This window comes from Streptomyces sp. NPDC041191, from assembly GCF_055591945.1.
On sequence record NZ_JBVIZC010000007.1, the window covers coordinates 1 to 16,963 of the forward strand.

The 16,963-nt window shown below is 72.6% G+C and carries 14 protein-coding genes, 1 tRNA gene and 1 pseudogene; 12 read left to right on the forward strand and 4 right to left on the reverse strand.

Annotation, left to right across the window (positions count from 1 at the left end; translation table 11 throughout):
• The 4 genes from ACZ6AQ_RS15240 to ACZ6AQ_RS15255 form a co-directional block, all read right to left on the reverse strand.
• A partial coding sequence (locus ACZ6AQ_RS15240; RefSeq protein ID WP_468760239.1) for a hypothetical protein occupies nt 1–407 on the reverse strand: 407 nt, incomplete at its 3' end.
• A gap of 950 nt (nt 408–1,357) precedes the next feature.
• A complete protein-coding gene (locus ACZ6AQ_RS15245) occupies nt 1,358–1,771 on the reverse strand; it encodes a PIN domain-containing protein (protein WP_468760240.1) in 414 nt (137 codons plus the stop codon).
• A complete protein-coding gene (locus ACZ6AQ_RS15250; protein ID WP_468760241.1) occupies nt 1,768–2,031 on the reverse strand; it encodes a CopG family transcriptional regulator in 264 nt (87 codons plus the stop codon). The genes ACZ6AQ_RS15245 and ACZ6AQ_RS15250 overlap by 4 nt, the downstream gene beginning before the upstream one ends.
• Before the next feature lie 614 nt (nt 2,032–2,645).
• A tRNA-Arg gene (locus ACZ6AQ_RS15255) sits at nt 2,646–2,717 on the reverse strand.
• Between the two features lie 161 nt (nt 2,718–2,878).
• On the opposite strand from ACZ6AQ_RS15255, the pseudogene ACZ6AQ_RS15260 reads away from it, so the two are divergent.
• The 12 genes and pseudogenes from ACZ6AQ_RS15260 to ACZ6AQ_RS15315 all read left to right on the forward strand — a co-directional run.
• Nucleotides 2,879–3,379: pseudogene (locus ACZ6AQ_RS15260) on the forward strand (response regulator); the annotation flags it as partial.
• Nucleotides 3,380–3,957: 578 nt separating this feature from the next.
• Entirely contained in the window at nt 3,958–5,031 is a 1,074-nt protein-coding gene (gene nrtL / locus ACZ6AQ_RS15265; protein WP_468760242.1) for an ArgS-related anticodon-binding protein NrtL, read from the forward strand.
• A gap of 16 nt (nt 5,032–5,047) precedes the next feature.
• Entirely contained in the window at nt 5,048–6,439 is a 1,392-nt protein-coding gene (gene lysA, locus ACZ6AQ_RS15270) for a diaminopimelate decarboxylase (protein WP_468760243.1), read from the forward strand.
• Nucleotides 6,440–6,593: 154 nt separating this feature from the next.
• Nucleotides 6,594–7,895 (forward strand): homoserine dehydrogenase, encoded by a 1,302-nt coding sequence (locus ACZ6AQ_RS15275; protein WP_468760244.1) that lies wholly within the window; start codon nt 6,594–6,596, stop codon nt 7,893–7,895.
• Nucleotides 7,896–7,901: 6 nt separating this feature from the next.
• Nucleotides 7,902–8,972: a threonine synthase gene (gene thrC / locus ACZ6AQ_RS15280; protein WP_468760245.1), complete on the forward strand. Its 1,071-nt coding sequence runs from the start codon at nt 7,902–7,904 to the stop codon at nt 8,970–8,972.
• A gap of 329 nt (nt 8,973–9,301) precedes the next feature.
• The gene (thrB, locus tag ACZ6AQ_RS15285; protein ID WP_468760246.1) at nt 9,302–10,222 is read left to right on the forward strand and encodes a homoserine kinase; all 921 of its coding nucleotides are present in this window, start codon (nt 9,302–9,304) and stop codon (nt 10,220–10,222) included.
• A 470-nt stretch (nt 10,223–10,692) separates the two neighbouring features.
• Nucleotides 10,693–12,798, forward strand: a complete 2,106-nt coding sequence (gene rho / locus ACZ6AQ_RS15290) for a transcription termination factor Rho (RefSeq protein ID WP_468760247.1) — start codon at nt 10,693–10,695, stop codon at nt 12,796–12,798.
• 449 nt (nt 12,799–13,247) lie between these two features.
• The gene (rpmE, locus tag ACZ6AQ_RS15295; RefSeq protein WP_030218896.1) at nt 13,248–13,472 is read left to right on the forward strand and encodes a 50S ribosomal protein L31; all 225 of its coding nucleotides are present in this window, start codon (nt 13,248–13,250) and stop codon (nt 13,470–13,472) included.
• A gap of 96 nt (nt 13,473–13,568) precedes the next feature.
• Nucleotides 13,569–14,645 (forward strand): peptide chain release factor 1, encoded by a 1,077-nt coding sequence (gene prfA, locus ACZ6AQ_RS15300; protein WP_468760248.1) that lies wholly within the window; start codon nt 13,569–13,571, stop codon nt 14,643–14,645.
• 36 nt (nt 14,646–14,681) lie between these two features.
• Entirely contained in the window at nt 14,682–15,563 is an 882-nt protein-coding gene (gene prmC, locus ACZ6AQ_RS15305) for a peptide chain release factor N(5)-glutamine methyltransferase (protein ID WP_388688967.1), read from the forward strand.
• Between the two features lie 79 nt (nt 15,564–15,642).
• Nucleotides 15,643–16,290 carry an L-threonylcarbamoyladenylate synthase gene (locus ACZ6AQ_RS15310; RefSeq protein ID WP_388688968.1) on the forward strand — a complete coding sequence of 216 codons (648 nt, stop codon included), beginning with the start codon at nt 15,643–15,645 and terminating at the stop codon, nt 16,288–16,290.
• Nucleotides 16,287–16,934 carry an arsenate reductase/protein-tyrosine-phosphatase family protein gene (locus ACZ6AQ_RS15315; RefSeq protein ID WP_388688970.1) on the forward strand — a complete coding sequence of 216 codons (648 nt, stop codon included), beginning with the start codon at nt 16,287–16,289 and terminating at the stop codon, nt 16,932–16,934. Before ACZ6AQ_RS15310 ends, ACZ6AQ_RS15315 begins: the two co-directional genes overlap by 4 nt.
• Nucleotides 16,935–16,963 lie beyond the last annotated feature (29 nt).

Consider the following 16,963-nt stretch of genomic DNA (forward strand, 5'->3'; position numbering starts at 1 on the left):
CTGGACACGACCGAACCGTCCGGCTGGGCGGCCAGCGCGACATCGACATTGCGCCAGGCGCCCGTGGCGGCATCCTGGAAACGTATCGGCCCGGCGGCCAGTTCGGTGGTGAGGGAACCGTCCTTGTTGACCCACGTGGTCGACGTCTCGGTCCGCTCCGACAGGGCTTCGACCCTCTTGCCGGACAGCTTCGCGGCCACGCGCGCCGACGCGATGTCGGCTGCCTGCGTCACCGTCTCCTGCCGCGTCTCGGCCGCGGGTGCCTCCGGCGACCGGGCCGCGGCGGCACCGGTCCCGTCGAGCACGGTGACGGCCAGGGCGAGGGCGAGACCGCCCGCGATGTGCCGCAGGCTCCTTCCCGTCCAGGGCCGTCCCCGCTCCTCCGGAGCGGGTATGTGAATCGTCATGATTCCTCGGTCTCGTAGTTCCTGACGCACCGTCTTGCGGTGCATCCGCGAAGATACAGAGGGATAAATCGACAAAGAACTCGCAAAGGTTGCGCAAAGTGATGGGATGGTTCCGTTCGGTGGAGTGATGTGCGGCACTCTTCTCCGCGCGTTCACGTACCGGTCCCGAAGGCGGGGAGGGTGCTCCCGCCCGTGCGGCGGGCGGCACGCATGCCCATGGCATCGGAGTGGAGGGCGGCGGTTCCGTGCGCGGGCGGAAGTCCGGTCAGGGGGCGGCCGATGGGTGGACCGCGCAGGGGCGGCGCTCTCTTCGCACCGCCCCTCTCGCGGGCTGTGGGCGGCTCTCGTCGCACGGGTTCGTGGCGGGGGCGGCGACCGTCTGGCACGGGGCGGCGGCATGCGGCGACCGCGGTGGCGGCGGAGGTGGTGAACGCGCCGTTCGCGGAGTCGGTGTACGCGCCGTTCGCGGAGTCGGGCGCGAGGCGGCACGGACGACGGACGCCACCTGGGACCCCGGGCATCACCCCGAGGCGGATGAGCGGGCGGACGGGCCTCGGGTGCCGGCCACGGCGATGCCGGCCGGGGCCGGGTACGGGGCCACCCCCGCTTCGGTGCGGGCCTGCTCGCCTTCGCGCCGACCAGGTCCGAGGCCAACGCGTACGACATGCCCGGTGGGCGCTGCGTCCGCCTCTACGCCCACGAGGGCGTCCCGCACGGCACCCGCCTCCGCCTCCGGCCCCACCGTGAACCCGGGACCGCCCGCCCGGCGTCTCGGCCTCCGCCGACCCGAGAAAGGCTTCGGGCCGACGGCCCCGCTTGCGCATCCGGTACGTGACCACGGGCGGAGACCGCCTGCTCCTTGTGGGAAGGGGCCCGGCGCACCCCTCTCATGGGGTTTCGTGCTGCGATCGGCCCGCTCCGGCAGCGGGAGGCGGATGCCGCGGGCGGAGTCAGATGTTGATGATCGTGGTGTGTCCGCCGCACAGGACCGTGAGGTCCTCCGGGTCCGAGGTCAGGATCGTGACGGGCCCGGGTGCTGCCAGGGCGGTGGCCGCGAGCATGGCGTCGATGGCGTACTTGTGGCCGTGCAGGCCGGCGTCGGCGAGGAGGGCGGCGGCACGGCGAGCGATCGGCTCGGTGACCGGTTCGACGACCAGGCGGGAGAGCGTCCACTCCAGGGCCGGGCGGTTGATGCGGGGGTGGACCACTTCGACGAGGGTGGCCGCCGAGGTGATCACACGGAGGTCGTCGGCGCGGGCCAGGGCGAGCCAGGCGGTGACCGCGCGGTCGCGCAGGACGGCCTTGGCCAGCCCTTCGCTGTCGAGGACGAGGGTGCCGCCGGGGACCGCGGGGGAGAAGGTCACGCGGCGCTCGCTCCGCGTCCCGTCTGCTCGCGTCGTGCCTGGGTGAGCCGGTCGCGGAGAGACTGGACCTCTTCGTCCGTGACGGGGCCGTGCTCGGCCTCGGCGACGGCGATGAGTTCGTTGAGGTTGTCGCGTTCGATCTGGCGGGCGACGGCCGCGGCCACATAGGCGGACAGGCCGGAGGGGCCACCGCGGGCCTTGGCGGCTTCGGCGATGTCGCGCGGCATGGTGATCGAGTACTTGCCGGTGGGCTCACTCATGCTACTGATCCTACCTCTCATCCTCCGCCTTTCTCGGGAGATGCGATCTCCTCTCTCTGGCATTGCCCCACGGGCGATGCGCTGATCTGGAGGGAGGGGGTGGTTGCGATGCGGAAGCTCACAGAGCGGCCACGAGGAGTGCCGAGGGGAGGCATGGGGAGAGGGTGGTGATCGCTTCACGGCCTCGGCGGGGTGATCTGCTGGAGACGGAGACGGAGGGAACGTCGGGGCGCCGGCCGGCGGACGCGGTGCCTCATCGGTCCGGGCCGTTCGGAAAGCCGCGGCGGATGATCATGGTCCGGTACGCGAAGTGCCCGCATGGACGCCAGGTCCTTTCCAGCAGGCGCATCGACGCGCTTCCGAACGCGTACGGCTGAGTGGTCGTCACCTTTTCCGTGAGCGTCCCACGGATGTCCCGCATGGGCCGGTTTCGGGACGGCGGAGCGCCTCACCTGACGGGCGGATTGAGATAAAAGGGCAGGTCACGGGTGTTTCGGTGAGGGGAAGTCGAGAAGTGCAACGGCCGTATGGCCTGTGTGTGTTCCGGCATCAACAGAGAAGCCCCTGACCCGCATTTCTGCGGGTCAGGGGCTTCTCTGGCACTTCCTGCGAAGTGCCCCCGGCAGGATTCGAACCTGCGCACACGGCTCCGGAGGCCGTTGCTCTATCCCCTGAGCTACGGGGGCGTCCGCCGCGTTCGGCGGCGACGGGTAGAACACTACCAGCTCCCGGGGCGTGCCCGTGAACAGGTATTTCCGGGGGTGTCACCGGGGGAGGGGTCCCCCGCACGGGGCGGAAGTGGGTAAAACCCGGACGCGGTCGTCGGGGGCGCCCTACTCTCGTTCGTGTGTCAGGCGCGTCCGGCCGGGTGCTCGTTGTCGACGACAACAAGGTGATCCGGCAGCTGATCAGGGTCAATCTCGAACTCGAGGGGTTCGAGGTCGTGACCGCGGCCGATGGTGCCGAGTGTCTGGATGTCGTGCACCGGGTCCGTCCGGATGTCGTCACCCTGGATGTCGTCATGCCTCGTCTCGACGGGATCAGGACGGCCGAGCGGTTGCGGGCCGATGCCCGGACCCGGCATCTCCCGGTCGCCCTCATCAGCGCCTGCGGCGAGCGCGAGGTCGCCGAGGCCGTCGCCTCCGGCGTCGACGCCTTCCTCCCCAAGCCCTTCGAGCCGAACGAACTCATCGCTGTCGTGAGGCAGTTGTTGTTCTGCGAGCGGTCGAAGCGTTCGGGGGCGGCCGGGCCCGACGGCGGAGAGGAGCCGGCCACAGCGGTCGGTGGGCCGGCCTCCGCCCTGGTGGACGCGGCCGGGGACGGTCTCCTCGGTCCCCGGGGCGGTCCTCCCGGGTCCCGGGAGGGCGTTCCCGGGCCCCGCGATGGTCTTCTCGGGCCCCGCGACGGCCTTCCCGGCCCTCGCGACGCCTTTCCCGGCCCCCGTGACGGTCTCCTCGGGCCCCAGGATCGCTTCCTCGGTCCCCAGGACGGGCTCCTCGACTGACCGGCCGAGCCCCTTTCCGACCGGAACCGGCCGAAGGCAACCGGAACCGACCGGAGTCGGCCGATCATTCGCTCCAGCCGGTCCGTCGATCACTCGTCCCGGTCGGTTCAGCGGTCCGTCGCCTTCCGATCGGCTCGCCGACCGACATCGCCACCCCCGCCCGGCCGACCAGCCGACCAGTCGCCCCGCCCCTGCCGGTCCGGGAACCTCCCCGGCCGGGAACCTCCCGGTTCGGGAACCTCCCGGTTCGGGAACCTCCCGGTTCGGGAACCTCCCGGTTCGGGAACCTCCCGGTCCGGAAGCCTCCCGAACCGAAACCCCCAGGACCGGCAACCCCCGGGACCGGCAAACCCCCCGCACCCCCTGCCCGCATGCCGAAACCGGTTCGCGTCGGTACCCCCCTCCTCCCCTAGGCTGGTCCCGTGACCCCCGCTGACCTCTCCCTGACCGTGTTGCGCGCCGTGCGCCGCGCGGTCGACGACGGTGCCCTGCGGGTCGACGTCCCTCCCCGGGTGAAGGTCGAGCGGGCCCGGCCCGGCGGCGCGGGGGAGTACGCCAGCAGCATCGCCCTCGTCCTCGCCCGGCCCGCCGGGCGCAGCGCCCTCGACGTCGCCGGGATCATCGAGGAGCGGCTCCGGGACGTCCCGGAGCTCCGGCGCGTCGAGATCACCGGGCCCGGGTTCCTGAACTTCACCCTGCGGGGAGACGCCGACGCCGACCTCGTACGGGGGATCCACGACGCCGGCCCCTCCTACGGGCACGGCGACGCCCTCGCCGGCACCACCGTCCGCCTCGCCCGCGCGACCGAGCCGCGCGCCGTGCTCGTGACCGGCGTCCTCGTCCGGCTGCTGCGCACCCAGGGAGCCGACGCCGGGACCGGGGAAGGCGGCGAACGGGTCCACGTGCGTCCCGGGACCCCCGCCGCCTCCGCCACCTCCCGCGAAGACGCCGACGCACTCCGGTGGGCCTTCCTGCGCCCCGCCCCCCACGACCGGCCCCTCGACCCCGCCCCCCTCCTCGTCCAGCACGAGCGCAATCCCCTCTTCCGGGTGCGCTACGCGTACTCCCGGACCCGCAGACTGCTCGTCAACGCACAGCAGCTCGGCTTCTCCCCCTCGTACGGCACGCACGACGCACACGGCACGTACGACGCACACGGCACGCACGACGCACACGGCTCGTACGACACGTACAGCTCGCACGACGCGCACGAGCCCCACGGGGCCCCCGCCGGCGCGGCCGTACTCCTCGGCCTCCTCCGTGACCACCCCGCCGTCCTCCTCGCCGCCGCCCGCCACCGCGCCCCCGACCGGGTCGCCCGGCACCTGGAGGCCGTCGCCGACGCGCTGCTCGCGTTCCAGCACACCGTCCTGCCGCTCGGCGACGAGAAACCCTCGGCCGCCCACCGCTCCCGGCTCGCGCTCGCCGAAGCCGCCGGGACGGTGCTCGCCGGCGGCCTCTCCGTGCTCGGCATCAGCGCACCCGACCGGATCTGAGAGAGCAGACACAGACATGAGCCGTTCCGCCCACCCCGCAGGGCCCCGCCACGCCGACGTCCTTCCCGAGGGCCACTACTCCGCCCCGCCCGCCGACCTCAACGTCCTCGACCCGAAGGTGTGGTCCAGGACCGTCACGCGGGACGAGCGCGGGATCGTCACCGTCGGCGGGATCGGGGTCGACGCGCTCGCCGAGGAGTTCGGCACGCCCGCCTACTTCCTCGACGAGGCCGACTTCCGCGCCCGCTGCCGTGCCTGGGCCGACGCCTTCGGCCGGGACGCGGACGTGTTCTACGCCGGGAAGGCGTTCCTCTCCCGGGCCGTCGTGCGGTGGCTCGCGGAGGAGGGACTGAACCTCGACGTCTGCTCCGGCGGCGAACTCGCCACCGCGCTCTCGGCCGGCATGCCCGCCGAGCGCATCGCCTTCCACGGCAACAACAAGAGCGAGCAGGAGATCGAGAAGGCGGTGAGCGCCGGCGTCGGGCGCATCGTCCTCGACTCCTTCCAGGAGATCGTCCGCGTCGCCCACGTCGCCCGGTCCCTCGGCAGGCGGCAGCGCGTGCAGATCCGGGTCACGGTCGGCGTGGAGGCCCACACGCACGAGTTCATCGCCACCGCCCACGAGGACCAGAAGTTCGGCATCGCGCTCGCCGGCGGACAGGCCGCCGAGGCCGTGCGGCGGGCGCTGGAGCTCGACGGACTCGAACTCGTCGGCATCCACTCGCACATCGGCTCCCAGATCTTCGACATGGCCGGTTTCGAGGTGTCCGCCCGCCGTGTCGTGGGGCTCCTCGCCGAGGTGCGCGACGAGCACGGCGTCGAGCTGCCCGAGATCGACCTCGGCGGCGGCCTCGGCATCGCGTACACCTCCGAGGACGACCCGCGCGAGCCGCACGAGATCGCCAAGGCGTTGAACGAGATCGTGGGGCGGGAGTGCGAGGCCGCCGGGCTCCGGACGCCCCGGATCTCCGTCGAGCCCGGACGGGCCATCGTCGGTCCCACGGCCTTCACCCTCTACCGGGTCGGCACGATCAAGCCGCTCGAAGGGCTGCGGACGTACGTGAGCGTCGACGGCGGCATGTCGGACAACATCCGCACCGCCCTCTACGACGCCGAATACAGCGCCAGCCTCGTCTCGCGGACCAGCGACGCCGAGCCGATGCTCTCCCGCGTCGTCGGCAAGCACTGCGAGAGCGGTGACATCGTCGTGCGGGACGCCTTCCTCCCCGCCGACCTGGCGCCTGGCGACCTCCTCGCCGTGCCGGCCACCGGTGCGTACTGCCGCTCCATGGCCAGCAACTACAACCACGCGCTCCGCCCGCCCGTCGTCGCCGTCCGCGACGGCGAGGCGCGCGTCATCGTCCGCCGCGAGACGGAGGAAGATCTCCTGCGCCTGGACGTCGGGTGATGAAATAGTCGGGTGATGGAATTCATGTCTCACGATCCGGACGAGGGGCGGAAACCCCCGTCCGGTGAGTGAGACTGGTCCTCGCCGCAGAGGCCGTAGAGACCGTAGAGATACGAACGCAGTAACTACGAAGCAGTACGAGAAACGAGGTCGGATGATGCGTACGCGTCCGCTGAAGGTGGCGCTGCTGGGCTGTGGAGTGGTCGGCTCAGAGGTGGCGCGCATCATGACGACGCACGCCGACGACCTCGCCGCGCGCATCGGCGCCCCGGTCGAGCTCGTCGGCGTGGCGGTCCGCCGTCGGGACAAGGTCCGCGAGGGCGTCGCCCCGGAGCTGGTCACCACCGACGCCACCGCCCTGGCCGCGCGCGAGGACATCGACGTCGTCGTGGAGGTCATCGGCGGGGTCGAACCGGCCCGCACCCTCATCACCACCGCCTTCGAGCACGGCGCCTCCGTCGTCTCCGCCAACAAGGCGCTGCTCGCCCAGGACGGCGCGACCCTCCACGCCACCGCCCAGAAGTACGGGCAGGACCTGTACTACGAGGCCGCCGTCGCCGGCGCCATCCCGCTGATCCGGCCGCTGCGCGAGTCCCTCGCCGGCGACAAGATCAACCGCGTGATGGGCATCGTCAACGGCACGACCAACTTCATCCTCGACAAGATGGACACCTCCGGCGCCGGCTACTCCGAGGCGCTGGACGAGGCCACCGCCCTCGGGTACGCCGAGGCCGACCCGACCGCCGACGTCGAGGGCTTCGACGCCGCCGCCAAGGCCGCCATCCTCGCCGGGATCGCCTTCCACACGCGGGTGCGCCTGGACGACGTCCACCGCGAGGGCATGACCGAGGTCACCGCCGCCGACTTCGCCTCCGCCAAACGGATGGGCTGCACCATCAAACTGCTCGCCATCTGCGAGCGGGCCGCCGACGGGGACTCCGTCACCGCGCGCGTGCACCCCGCGATGATCCCGCTCAGCCACCCGCTGGCCTCCGTCCGCGAGGCGTACAACGCGGTCTTCGTGGAGGCGGAGGCCGCCGGGCGGCTCATGTTCTACGGCCCCGGCGCCGGTGGCGCGCCCACCGCCTCGGCCGTGCTCGGCGACCTCGTCGCCGTGTGCCGCAACAAGCTCAACGGGGCCAACGGCCCCGGCGAGTCCGCGTACGCCCAGCTGCCCGTCAGCCCCATGGGCGAGGTCGTCACGCGGTACCACATCAGCCTCGACGTGGCCGACAAGCCGGGCGTCCTCGCCCAGGTCGCGACGGTCTTCGCCGAGCACGGCGTGTCCATCGACACGGTGCGCCAGCACGGCCGTCAGGACGGAGGCGGCGAGGCGTCCCTCGTCGTCGTCACCCACCGCGCGCCCGACGCCGCCCTCTCCGGGACCGTCGAGGCACTGCGCAAGCTCGACACCGTGCGCGGTGTCGCCAGCATCATGCGTGTTGAAGGGGAGTAAGGACCCATGACCAGCAAGGGCACCCACCAGTGGCGCGGCATCATCGAGGAGTACCGGGACCGCCTTCCGGTCACGGACACGACGCCGGTCGTCACGCTCCGTGAGGGCGGTACGCCGCTCGTTCCCGCTCAGGTCCTCTCCGAGCGCACGGGCTGCGAGGTGCACCTCAAGGTCGAGGGCGCCAACCCCACCGGCTCCTTCAAGGACCGGGGCATGACCATGGCCATCACGCGGGCCAAGGAGGAGGGCGCGCGGGCCGTCATCTGCGCCTCCACCGGCAACACCTCCGCCTCCGCCGCCGCCTACGCGGTGCGCGCCGGCATGGTCTGCGCCGTCCTCGTGCCCCAGGGCAAGATCGCCCTCGGCAAGATGGGCCAGGCCCTCGTGCACGGCGCGAAGATCCTCCAGGTCGACGGCAACTTCGACGACTGCCTCACCCTGGCCCGCTCCCTCTCCGACAACTACCCGGTGGCGCTGGTCAATTCGGTCAACCCGGTCCGCATCGAGGGCCAGAAGACCGCCGCGTTCGAGGTCGTGGACATGCTGGGCGACGCCCCCGACATCCACGTCCTGCCGGTCGGCAACGCGGGCAACATCACCGCGTACTGGAAGGGGTACGGGGAGTACGCCGCCGACGGCACGGCCTCCCGCCGGCCGCGCATGTGGGGCTTCCAGGCGTCGGGTTCCGCCCCGCTCGTGCGTGGCGAGGTCGTCAAGGACCCGTCGACGATCGCCACCGCGATCCGCATCGGCAACCCGGCCTCGTGGGAGTACGCGATCGCCGCGCGCGACGCGTCGGGCGGCTTCATCGACGAGGTGACGGACCGTGAGATCCTGCGCGCCTACCGCCTGTTGGCCGCGCAGGAGGGCGTCTTCGTCGAGCCCGCCTCGGCCGCCTCGGTCGCCGGTCTGCTGAAGGCCGCCGAGCAGGGCAAGGTCGACCCCGGCCAGCGGATCGTCTGCACCGTCACCGGCAACGGCCTCAAGGACCCCGACTGGGCCGTGGCCGGCGCGCCGCAGCCGGTCACCGTCCCGGTCGACGCCGCGGTCGCCGCCCAGCGCCTCGGCCTGGCCTGATCCCGCCCTTCGCGGGGCCCCCGTCCGGGCCCCGCGCGCGGAAGGTCCCCGCTCGCCGTGCGGGGGACCGGCACCGCTCGAAACCCGATCAGGAACGTACATAGGCGCACAGGTTGGCGCGCGACACGCATCGTGCGCCTCCTGTGCGCCCTATGTCGCCGCGGAACCTTCCTTCGATAGGCTGTACCGACCCGCCCCGACGCATATGCGCGGTGTTGTTGCCGTTGTCGCCCCCGTGGCCGAAACGGTCCCCGGGTCCCGGTGTACTTCTCTCGAAATACCCGTTGTCCGACATACCCGTTGCCGCAATCAAGGAGAGTCAACGAGCGATGGCCGGTCCAGCGTTCCGCGCCGCCGCCGTACGGGTGCGCGTCCCCGCCACCAGTGCCAACCTCGGTCCGGGGTTCGACGCCTTCGGGCTGGCCCTCGGCCTCTACGACGACGTGGTCGTCCGGGTCGCCGACTCCGGGCTGCACGTGGACATCGCGGGCGAGGGCGCCGGGACGCTCCCGCGCGACGAGAGCCACCTGCTCGTACGCTCCCTGCGCACGGCCTTCGACCTGCTCGGCGGGCAGCCGCGCGGCCTGGAGGTCGTCTGTGCCAACCGCATCCCGCACGGCCGGGGCCTCGGCTCCTCCTCCGCCGCCATCTGCGCCGGCATCGTCGCCGCCCGCGCCGTGACCATAGGCGGCGACGCCCGGCTCGACGAGGCCGCCCTCCTGGAGCTGGCCACCGAGATCGAGGGCCACCCCGACAACGTCGCGGCCTGCCTGCTGGGCGGTTTCACGCTCGCCTGGACCGAGTCCGGCGCCGCCCGCGCCATCAGGATGGACCCCTCGGACTCCATCGTTCCGGTGGTTTTCGTCCCCGGGAAGCCGGTCCTGACCGAGACCGCGCGCGGCCTCCTCCCGCGCACCGTCCCGCACGTAGACGCCGCCGCCAACGCCGGCCGCGCCGCCCTCCTCGTCGAGGCCCTGACCCGCCGTCCCGAACTCCTGCTCGCGGCCACCGAGGACCGGCTGCACCAGGAGTACCGGGCCCCCGCGATGCCCGAGAGCGTCGCCCTCGTCAACCGGCTGCGGGAGGACGGCGTTCCCGCCGTCATCTCCGGCGCGGGCCCCACGGTGATGGCCCTCGCCGAGCCCGGGACGGCCGACAAGGTCGCCCTGCTCGCGGGCGACGGCTGGGCCGCCAACCGGCTCGGCCTCGACGCGTCCGGAGCGAGCGTCCTGCCGCTGGCGTCCCCGTGAGGGGACCGGGACGCGGGGCGGCGCCCCGGACGAACGGGGGGACCGGGGCGTGGAACGCCACCCCGGCCGGGTGCGGAAAACCGCCGACGACAGGAGATTGCCGGTGAGGGAGAGGGGGAATGTTTGTTGGAGCCGGTAGTGTTAACCTCAAGTCTGCACCCGACCTCCTTGTGGAGCGGTGCGGAGTGTCCCCTCAGGGACCACCCTTTCTTCCGGGAGCCTCCCCAACTGCCTGAGCAGCCCGCCTGAGCAGTTTCGAGCACGCTCCGGAACCGGCACGACACCCCTCGCTCTTCCTCCGTGAGGGCCGAGCAGGGGGCCTCGGGCCGGACCCACAGCACGTTTCCTCTCTTCCGCCGCACCCGGCGGGACCACCGCCCCGGACTCGGTCCACACATCAGGACCCTGCCGGACAGCACAACCGGTCGCCGAGCCAGATGGCCGACGTCCGCTCCAGGGAAGGACCCTTCGTGAGCGACACCACCGATCTGATGGGCGTGACTGCCGACAGCAGTGTCGACAACGCCGCGCCCGCCGAAGGTGCTGCCACCGGCGGCACCGCACGGCGCCGCCGCTCCGGCACCGGCCTCGACGGCATGGTCCTGGCCGAGCTGCAGCAGGTCGCGTCCGGCCTCGGCATCAGGGGCACCGCGCGGATGCGCAAGAGCCAGCTGATCGAGGTCATCAAGGAGGCGCAGGCCGGAGGAGGCTCCGCCGCCCCCGCCAAGACCGCCGACGCCGCCGAGGCCAAGCCGAAGCGCCGCGCCACCTCCAAGGCCCGCACGGGCGAGACGGCCGCCGAGCCCGTCGCCGAGGCCCCCGCCGCTCCCCAGGCGGAGAAGGCCGAGAAGACCGCCGGCCAGCAGCAGATCGAGATCCCGGGCCAGCCCTCCCCCAAGACTCCGTCGGAGCAGGGGAGCGCCGCCGACGAGCAGCCGGCCGGCGAGCGCCGCCGCCGTCGCGCCACCGCCCCCGCCGGTTCGCCGGAGGGCGGGACCGAGGCCGACCGGGCGGTCAGGACCGAGACCCGTACGGACACCCGCACCGAGCCCCGTGAGACCAGGGCCGACGCGCAGACCGACACCAGGGCCGAGGCCGCCGTGGACGGCGCCGAGGGCCGCGGCCGCCGTGACCGCGGCGAGCGGGGCGACCGGGGGGAGCGCGGCGACCGCCGCGACCGCCGGGACCGCCAGCGCGACCGCAAGGGCGACGACCAGCAGCAGGGCGGCGGCCAGCAGGGCGGCCAGCGCAAGGAGCGCCAGGGCCAGGGCCAGGGCGGCGGTCAGGGCCAGCAGGGCGGCCAGCAGAGCGGCCCGCAGGACGACTACGACGACGAGGCCGGCGGCCGCCGGGGCCGTCGCGGCCGCTACCGCGACCGCCGCGGACGCCGTGGCCGCGACGACTTCCAGGCCGGCGAGCCGCAGGTCGCCGACGACGACGTCCTGATCCCCGTCGCGGGCATCCTCGACATCCTCGACAACTACGCGTTCATCCGGACCTCCGGCTACCTGCCCGGCCCGAACGACGTGTACGTCTCCCTCGCCCAGGTCCGCAAGAACGGCCTGCGCAAGGGTGACCACGTCACCGGTGCCGTGCGCCAGCCGAAGGAGGGCGAGCGCCGCGAGAAGTTCAACGCGCTGGTCCGCCTGGACTCCGCGAACGGCATGGCCGCCGACTCCGGCCGCGGCCGCCCGGAGTTCAACAAGCTGACCCCGCTCTACCCGCAGGACCGGCTCCGCCTGGAGACCGACCCGGGCGTGCTGACCACGCGGATCATCGACCTCGTGTCGCCGATCGGCAAGGGCCAGCGCGGTCTGATCGTGGCCCCGCCGAAGACCGGCAAGACCATGATCATGCAGGCGATCGCCAACGCGATCACCACCAACAACCCCGAGTGCCACCTGATGGTCGTCCTGGTCGACGAGCGTCCGGAAGAGGTCACCGACATGCAGCGGTCGGTCAAGGGCGAGGTCATCTCCTCGACCTTCGACCGCCCGGCCGAGGACCACACCACCGTCGCCGAGCTGGCCATCGAGCGCGCCAAGCGCCTCGTGGAGCTGGGCCACGACGTGGTCGTCCTGCTCGACTCGATCACCCGCCTGGGCCGCGCGTACAACCTCGCCGCCCCGGCCTCCGGCCGCATCCTGTCCGGTGGTGTCGACTCGACCGCGCTCTACCCGCCGAAGCGCTTCTTCGGTGCCGCGCGCAACATCGAGGACGGCGGCTCGCTGACCATCCTCGCCACCGCGCTCGTGGACACCGGTTCGCGCATGGACGAGGTGATCTTCGAGGAGTTCAAGGGCACCGGCAACATGGAGCTCAAGCTCGACCGGAAGCTCGCCGACAAGCGCATCTTCCCGGCCGTCGACGTCGACGCCTCGGGCACGCGCAAGGAGGAGATCCTGCTCGGCAGCGACGAGCTGGCCGTCACCTGGAAGCTGCGCCGCGTGCTGCACGCGCTCGACCAGCAGCAGGCGATCGAACTGCTCCTCGACAAGATGAAGCAGACGAAGTCGAACGGCGAGTTCCTCCTCCAGATCCAGAAGACCACCCCCGGAGCGAACAACAACGACTGACGCGGTCCACCGGACCCGCGTCGCACGGCGGAGGCCGGGCCCCGGCCCGTGACTCCGCCGTGGTCCGCGCCGCCCGCCGCGCCCACCGTGTCCGCACGGTGGGCGCGGCGTCGTCTCCGGCCGGCGTCGTCTCCGGCCGGTGCCGGGCCCGGCACGGTGTACGGCCCCGGCGGCCCCGTGCCGGACCCCCGCGGTCCCGGACGGCCCCCGCCCGTTCCCGTACGGCCGCGGGCGCGGCTCCGGCGGCCCGGACGGCACCGGGGGCCGGTTCCCGCCGGGGAGTCGTCGGGGCGGTCGCGGGAGCCGCGGAGGCGCCCGGGAATACCTCCGGGCCGCCCCCGGTTTTGGGAGATGCGGCCGGTCCTGGCAGACTGGTACGTCGGCCCCGGTTCACGCATGCCGCAACCCGCAGCAGCGACCCGGTGCCCTCCCGGAACATAGGAGACACCTTGAAGCGCGAGATCCACCCCGAGTACGTCGAGACCCAGGTCAGCTGCACCTGTGGCGCGTCGTTCACCACCCGCAGCACCCTCACCGACGGCACCATCCGTGCCGAGGTCTGCTCCGAGTGCCACCCGTTCTACACGGGCAAGCAGAAGATCCTCGACACCGGCGGCCGCGTCGCCCGCTTCGAGGCCCGCTTCGGCAAGGCCGCCGGCTCCGCCAACAAGTAGCGAGCCCCTGCGCCGGTCCACGGTCGCCCCGCGCGGGTGGCCGGGACCGGCGCTTTGGCGTCCCCGTAGCAATCCGACGAAAACCAGGAGCCCCCGATGTTCGAGGCGGTCGAGGAACTGATCGGCGAGCACGCCGACCTCGAGACGAAGCTGGCGGACCCCTCGGTCCACGCGGACCAGGCGAACGCGCGCAAGCTCAACAAGCGCTACGCCGAGCTGACCCCGATCGTCGCCACCTACCGCTCCTGGAAGCAGACCGGTGACGACATCGAGACCGCCCGCGAGCTGGCGCACGACGACCCCGACTTCGCCGCCGAGGTCAAGCAGCTGGAGAAGGACCGGGAGGAGCTGACCGACAGGCTCCGCCTGCTCCTCGTCCCGCGCGACCCCAGCGACGACAAGGACGTCATCCTGGAGATCAAGGCCGGCGCCGGCGGCGACGAGTCCGCGCTCTTCGCCGGCGACCTGCTCCGCATGTACCTCCGGTACGCCGAGCGCGTCGGCTGGAAGACCGAGATCATCGACGCCACCGAGTCCGAGCTGGGCGGCTACAAGGACGTCCAGGTCGCCGTGAAGACCAAGGGCGGCAACGGCGCCACCGAGCCCGGCCAGGGCGTCTGGGCCCGGCTCAAGTACGAGGGCGGGGTGCACCGCGTCCAGCGCGTGCCCGCCACCGAGTCCCAGGGCCGCATCCACACCTCCGCCGCCGGCGTCCTCGTCACGCCCGAGGCCGAGGAGGTCGAGGTCGAGGTCCACGCCAACGACCTGCGCATCGACGTCTACCGCTCGTCCGGCCCCGGCGGCCAGTCGGTCAACACCACCGACTCCGCCGTCCGCATCACCCACCTGCCGACCGGCATCGTCGCCTCCTGCCAGAACGAGAAGAGCCAGCTCCAGAACAAGGAGCAGGCCATGCGCATCCTGCGCTCCCGGCTCCTCGCCGCCGCCCAGGAGAAGGCCGAGGCCGAGGCCGCCGATGCCCGTCGCAGCCAGGTCCGCACGGTCGACCGCTCCGAGAAGATCCGGACGTACAACTACCCGGAGAACCGCATCTCGGACCACCGCGTCGGTTTCAAGGCGTACAACCTGGACCAGGTGCTCGACGGCGAACTGGACGCGGTGATCCAGGCGTGCGTCGACGCCGACTCGGCGGCGAAGCTCGCCGCCGCGTAAGGACCCGAGCCCCACCCCGCACCACGGAGGACCAGCGTGCAGTCACTTCCTGAGGGGCGATCCCCAGGCCCCCGCAGCCTGCTGCTCGCCGAGGTGGCCCAGGCCACCCGGCGGCTGGCCGACGCCGGCGTCCCCTCCCCGCGCTTCGACGCGGAGGAGCTCGCCGCGTTCGTGCACGGCGTCAAGCGGGGGGAGCTGCACCAGGTCAAGGACGCGGACTTCGACGCCCGCTACTGGGAGACGATCGCCCGCCGTGAGGCCCGCGAACCGCTCCAGCACATCACCGGACGGGCGTTCTTCCGCTACCTGGAGCTCCAGGTGGGGCCCGGCGTCTTCGTGCCGCGACCGGAGACCGAGTCGGTCGTCGGCTGGGCCATAGACGCCGTGCGCGCCATGGACGTCGTCGAGCCGCTCATCGTCGACCTGTGCACCGGCTCCGGGGCCATCGCCCTCGCCATGGCGCAGGAGGTGCCGCGCTCCCGCGTGCACGCCGTCGAGCTGTCCGAGGACGCCCTCGTCTGGACCCGGAAGAACGCCGAGGGCTCCCGCGTCACCGTCCACCGGGGCGACGCCCTGACCGCCCTGCCGGAGCTGGACGGCCAGGTCGACCTGGTCATCTCCAACCCGCCGTACATCCCGCTCACCGAGTGGGAGTACGTGGCGCCCGAGGCCCGCGACCACGACCCGGACATGGCGCTCTTCTCCGGCGAGGACGGCCTCGACACCATCCGGGGCATCGAACGCACCGCCCACCGTCTGCTCCGCCCCGGCGGCCTCGTCGTCATCGAGCACGCGGACACCCAGGGCGGCCAGGTGCCCTGGATCTTCAACGAGGAGGCCGGCTGGACCGACGCCGCCGACCACCCCGACCTGAACAACCGGCCGCGCTTCGCGACCGCCCGCAAGGCGACGCCGTGACGGCCACGACTGCCCCGACCGCGGCGTCCGCGACCGCGACGACCGCGACGAACCACGCGTACGAGGAGGCCGGGAACTGATGGCACGGCGATACGACTGCAACGAGGCGACCGACCGCGTGACCGGCCTGCGCGAGGCCGCGTCCGCCGTCCGCCGGGGCGAACTGGTCGTGCTGCCCACCGACACCGTGTACGGGATCGGGGCGGACGCCTTCAGCAGCGAGGCCGTGGCGGACCTCCTCGCGGCCAAGGGACGCGGCCGCAACATGCCCACGCCCGTGCTCATCGGCTCCCCGAACACCCTCCACGGCCTCGTCACCGACTTCTCCGAGCAGGCGTGGGAGCTGGTCGACGCCTTCTGGCCCGGCGCGCTCACCCTGGTCGCCCGGCACCAGCCGTCCCTCCAGTGGGACCTCGGCGACACCCGGGGCACCGTCGCCGTCCGGATGCCGCTGCACCCGGTCGCGATCGAGCTGCTCACCGAGGTCGGCCCGATGGCCGTCTCCTCGGCGAACCTCACCGGCCACCCCTCGCCGGAGGACTGCGACGCGGCGCAGAACATGCTCGGGGACTCCGTCTCCGTCTACCTCGACGGCGGCCCCACGCCCGGCATCGTCCCCTCGTCCATCGTCGACGTGACCGGCCCGGTGCCGGTGCTGCTGCGCCGGGGCGCGCTCTCCGCGGAGGAGCTGCGGAAGGTCGTACCCGACCTCGAGGTGGCCAGTTGACGGCCCCTGAGGGGCGTGGCATAGCGGGGTACGACGACAGCGACACCTTCCGCATCCTCCACGTCAGCACCGGCAACGTCTGCCGCTCGCCGATCACCGAGCGGCTGACCCGCCACGCCCTGAGCGACCGCCTCGGCGATCCCCTCGGCGGCGGCCTGATCGTGGAGAGCGCGGGCACCTGGGGGCACGAGGGCGCCCCGATGGAGGCCAACGCGGAGCTGGTCCTCGCCGACTTCGGCGCGGACCACAGCGGGTTCGTGGGCCGCGAGCTGCTCGACGAGCACGTCATCCGCGCGGACCTCGTCCTGACCGCGACCCGCGACCACCGGGCGCAGGTCATCTCCATGGGCCACTCGGCGGGCCTGCGCACCTTCACCCTGAAGGAGTTCACCCGCCTGGTCCGCGCCATCGACCCGGCCACGCTCCCGGACCCGCGCGGCGAGGGCATGGTCGAACGCGCCCGCGCCCTGGTCCGCGCCGCCGCCGCCCTGCGCGGGTGGCTCCTGGCCCCGTCCCCGGACGCGGACGAGGTCAACGACCCGTACGGCGCCCCGATCACGTTCTTCCGCTCGATCGGGGACGAGATCAACCAGGCGCTCGACCCGGTGGTGACGGCGCTGACGGGGGTCACGGCGCGGCGCTGAGCCGCCCGGACCGGTCCCGGCCCCGTGTG

Bases quoted from the DNA above. Each gene is read 5' to 3' on its own strand.
- ACZ6AQ_RS15250 (WP_468760241.1), bottom strand. From the start codon at position 2,031: ATGAGTGAGCCCACCGGCAAGTACTCGATCACCATGCCGCGCGACATC.
- lysA (WP_468760243.1), top strand. From the start codon at position 5,048: ATGAGCCGTTCCGCCCACCCCGCAGGGCCCCGCCACGCCGACGTCCTT.
- ACZ6AQ_RS15275 (WP_468760244.1), top strand. From the start codon at position 6,594: ATGATGCGTACGCGTCCGCTGAAGGTGGCGCTGCTGGGCTGTGGAGTG.
- thrC (WP_468760245.1), top strand. From the start codon at position 7,902: ATGACCAGCAAGGGCACCCACCAGTGGCGCGGCATCATCGAGGAGTAC.
- thrB (WP_468760246.1), top strand. From the start codon at position 9,302: ATGGCCGGTCCAGCGTTCCGCGCCGCCGCCGTACGGGTGCGCGTCCCC.
- prfA (WP_468760248.1), top strand. From the start codon at position 13,569: ATGTTCGAGGCGGTCGAGGAACTGATCGGCGAGCACGCCGACCTCGAG.
- ACZ6AQ_RS15310 (WP_388688968.1), top strand. From the start codon at position 15,643: ATGGCACGGCGATACGACTGCAACGAGGCGACCGACCGCGTGACCGGC.